Here is a 3,798-nt window from a genome sequence, read left to right as displayed (position 1 = left end):
TCATACCGAGCCGGGCGACCGAGCCGTCCCCGGCTGGGGACGATCAAAAAGGTAACGGGCGTGACGACCCCGCCCTTCCGAATCGGCACGTATAAGGAGTCGGTCATGACCCGCGTGATGACGGTTGTCGGCACCCGGCCGGAGATCATCCGGCTGTCCCGGGTGATGGACCGGCTGGACCGCACCGTCGACCATGTCCTGGTACACACCGGGCAGAACTGGGATCCGGTCCTCTCCGAGGTCTTCTTCACCGACCTGCGGCTGCGCCCGCCGGACCGGTCGCTGGGCGTGGACACCACCTCGCTCGGTCGGGTGCTCGCCGGCGTCCTGGTCGGCATCGAGGCCGCCCTCGACGACTGCCGGCCGGACGCCCTGCTGGTGCTCGGGGACACCAACAGTGCCATCGCCGCCCTGATGGCCCGCCGGATGTCGGCGTACACGATGCCGAGCAAGGTGCGGGCGATCCTTGCGGCAGGTCGGGCGCTGCTCGTCGCGGCCGAGGGCGACGCCGCGACGGCCGCCCAGGACAGCGGCGCCGGCTTCGTCGCCCGGTCGGGGGATCCGGACTCGATCCGAACCGCCCTGCGCGAAGCGTGCGACCTGGGCCGCGAGAAGCTCGAGCTGCTCGGGCAGGCTGGTCGGTCCTACTGCGACAAGGTGTTCTCGGTCACGGTCGGTGCTGAGCGGGTCGAGCAGACGCTGCGAGCGATGGTGGACGGCTGTCGGACGCGGCCGCGCCGAGGAGCAGCCCGATGACAATCGGCCGGTGCAATGCCCGACCTGCTGCCGGTCGTGGCGGACTTCGTCGGCCGCCATGTGGAGCTGGAGCGGCTGCACGGTCTGCTGGACTGTGTCGAGACTCTCTGCTTCAGCAGGGGGAGATGTGAACCCCGCGCCACCCGTCTACCCCGAGGTTCGCACGTACCTGGTCACCGCCCGGCGGTCGCCGGCCCGGCCTGCCGCATGACGTGGTGCGCAAGGTCAGCTCCCGGCATCGGCGAGCAACGGTTCCAGCACCAGGTCGGGGTCGCGGTTGCGGACGGTGGACAGCCGCCACTTGTCGGGGAACAGGGCGAGTAGTTCCCCGTCACGCACCCGGGTCATCACCTCGACCCCGGGAGCGGCGTTCAACCCGGCCACGCTCGCCGCTTCGGTGCGCCGGGCGAGGGTGTACGGCAGATGGTCGACTGCGGTTGGTACCCCGAACTCGGTCGCCAGTCGGTGGGTGGCGACCTCGAACTGCATCGGCCCGACCGCAGCGAGCACCGGGGACTGCTCGCCCCGGCGGTCCGATCGCAGCACCTGGACCACGCCTTCACCGTCGAGTTGTTCGATGCCGCGGCGGAACCGTTTGAACTTCGACGCGTCGGTGGCCCGGATGGCGACGAAGTGTTCGGGGGCGAACGACGGCAGCGGTGGGAATGTCACCGCCGGCCCAGGCGCGTAGAGGCTGTCGCCGATGCTCAGCGCGGTGGCGTTGACCAGTCCGACCACGTCGCCCGGGTACGCCTCGTCGATGGTGTCCCGGTCGCGGCCGAAGACCTGCTGGGCGTACTTGGTGGCGAACGGACGGCCGGTGCCGGCGTGGGTGACGACCATGCCGCGTTCGAACCGGCCGGAGCAGACCCGGACGAACGCTACCTGGTCACGGTGGGCCGGGTTCATGTTGGCCTGGGTCTTGAAGACGAATCCGGCGAACGGCGCGTCCAGTTCGCGGGGGGTGCCGGTTGTGTCCGGTCGAGCCGTCGGCGCGGGGGCGGTGTCCACCAGCACGTCGAGGAGCTGGCGTACGCCGGCGTTGGTGACCGCGGCGCCGAACAACACAGGCGTGGTGGTCGCGGCGACGAACGCGGCCCGGTCGTGTTCGGCGCCGGTGGCGGCGAGCAGGTCCAGCTCTTCGACCGCCTGGGTCCAGTCGGTGCCGTACCGTCGGCTGGCCTCGTCGGCGGTGAGGGTTTCCTCGATGACGGCGCTCGCCCCGCCCGGGGTGCGGGTGAACGCGACCATCCGGCCGGTGCGCCGGTCGGCCACCCCGTGGAACTGCCCCGCGACACCGACCGGCCAGGTCAGTGGGGTGCAGCGCAATCCGATCCGTTGCTCGATCTCGTCGAGCAGTTCGAGTGGCTCCAGCCCGGGTCGGTCCCACTTGTTGATGAAGGTGATCACCGGCACCCGGCGGTGGCGGCACACCTCGAACAGCTTCAGCGTCTGCGGCTCCAGTCCTTTGGCGGCGTCGAGCAGCATCACCGCGCAGTCGACCGCGGTCAGCACCCGGTAGGTGTCCTCGGAGAAGTCCGCGTGCCCGGGCGTGTCGAGCAGGTTCACCACCGTGTCGCGGTAGGTGAACTGCAGCGCCGCCGAGGTGATCGAGATGCCGCGCTGCTGCTCCAGGGCCATCCAGTCGGAAACCACACCACGGCGGTCGCCCTTGCCGTGCACGGCGCCGGCGGAGTTGATCGCCCGAGCGTGCAACGCGAGGGCCTCGGTGGTGGTGGACTTGCCCGCGTCCGGGTGGGAGATCACCGCGAAGGTACGCCGCCGCGCTGCCTCCGCCGTGACCGGTCGTAGGGCTTCCGCTGTTCCCGACACCTGACGTCCTTCTCCTTTCGCCGCCCGTGTGTGGTGGCAGGTCGACGACCGGACTCTAACGTAAGGGGCCGGATTGTCGGTCGGCGCGGGTTCAGTCCGCTGCCGCGCGGCGACCTGCTCCGGTCGGCTGCCTTCGGCGTCTCACGGCAGCCGGCCGTGTTGTCCCGTGCCGCCAGCGGCACGCCGGTGTCGGCCCGGCGTAGGGTGTGGGGCAGGGGGACAACACGGCCGGCTCACCGGTGCCGTCCGACGTGACGGATCAGCAGGACGGCACCATGCTCTTGACGTCCTGGGTGGTGTTGATCCAGGTGTCCGCGGCGAATCCGGTGGCACCGGTGGCCGGATCGGTGATCCGGTCCCACGTCGATGACGGCCAGTACCCGCCGCCGACATACTCACCGAAGGTGTAGCAGGAAATGGTCACCGTACTGCCGTAGTAGGTGTATCCGACGACGGCGGACGTGGTGCTGGGGCCGGCCCGGACGTTGAGCCACGGGCTGGCCAGGATTGTTCCGGTTACGCCGCCCGGTGTGCCGCCGCCGAGCCGGTTCACCGCCGCCTGCGCGGCGGACAGGTGGTTGGCGTAGACGCCGCTGTTGTAGGTCGACCACGGCTGCCAGTTGCTGCCGCCGCTGGAGATGTTGTACGCGGCGTTCGCGTTGCACTGGGCGTCGTAGGCGCAGGCGTCGGTCACGGTGGGGTGGTAGCAGTTGTTGATCTGCCAGAGACCGCGGTCCAATGATCCGTAGGGACATCCGGCGGTGGGGCCGTTGCTGCCGACCGCCGACGGGTTGCACGAGGACTCCGCCATGGCCACCGCGACCGCAGTGACCAGTGGGCTGCCCCGGAACCCGGCGGCGTACCCCACCTGGGCGCACAGGTCGATACCGACGGCGTTGACGCTGACGGTGTCCGGTGCCGGCGTGGTGGCGGGCTCGCCGACGCTGGCCGGGACAGCTCCGTCGACGGCACCGCTGTCCGGTGCGGCACTGGCCGTGCCGGGCACCGCGAGAGCGACCGCGCCGACGACGGAAAGCAAGGCGAGGCCCAGCGCCAGCCGAGGACGGCGCCGACGGCCGCCGGCGGAGGTGGGCGGGAGACGATCGGGATCCATCATGTTCCTTCCTGGGAACGACGAGCGGGGACTGAGCCTCAATCCGTGGACTCAATAGGACTTGACGGCAGTCATCGACACTTGACGATTATGTC

Annotated in this window: 3 protein-coding genes; 1 reads left to right on the top strand and 2 read right to left on the bottom strand. The window is 70.2% G+C overall.

The genetic code is table 11. From position 1 onward, the window contains the following. Window positions 1–105 precede the first annotated feature (105 nt). Entirely contained in the window at window positions 106–756 is a 651-nt protein-coding gene (locus tag ACFHWU_RS28760; protein WP_416592243.1) for a UDP-N-acetylglucosamine 2-epimerase, read from the top strand. Window positions 757–981: 225 nt separating this feature from the next. Here ACFHWU_RS28760 and ACFHWU_RS28755 read toward each other — a convergent pair whose 3' ends face one another. Both ACFHWU_RS28755 and ACFHWU_RS28750 read right to left on the bottom strand, forming a co-directional pair. Then, on the bottom strand, window positions 982–2,589 hold the full coding sequence (locus ACFHWU_RS28755; protein ID WP_416553204.1) for a peptide chain release factor 3: 1,608 nt from the start codon (window positions 2,587–2,589) through the stop codon (window positions 982–984). A gap of 259 nt (window positions 2,590–2,848) precedes the next feature. Beyond that, entirely contained in the window at window positions 2,849–3,706 is an 858-nt protein-coding gene (locus ACFHWU_RS28750) for a transglycosylase SLT domain-containing protein (protein ID WP_416592242.1), read from the bottom strand. Window positions 3,707–3,798 lie beyond the last annotated feature (92 nt).

The organism is Micromonospora sp. LOL_015, assembly GCF_048060275.1.
In the GTDB taxonomy this organism is placed as follows: Bacteria; Actinomycetota; Actinomycetes; order Mycobacteriales; family Micromonosporaceae; genus Micromonospora_E.
This window is presented reverse-complemented; position numbering and strand designations above follow the sequence as displayed.

Bases quoted from the DNA above. Each gene is read 5' to 3' on its own strand.
- ACFHWU_RS28750 (WP_416592242.1), bottom strand. From the start codon at position 3,706: ATGATGGATCCCGATCGTCTCCCGCCCACCTCCGCCGGCGGCCGTCGG.
- ACFHWU_RS28760 (WP_416592243.1), top strand. From the start codon at position 106: ATGACCCGCGTGATGACGGTTGTCGGCACCCGGCCGGAGATCATCCGG.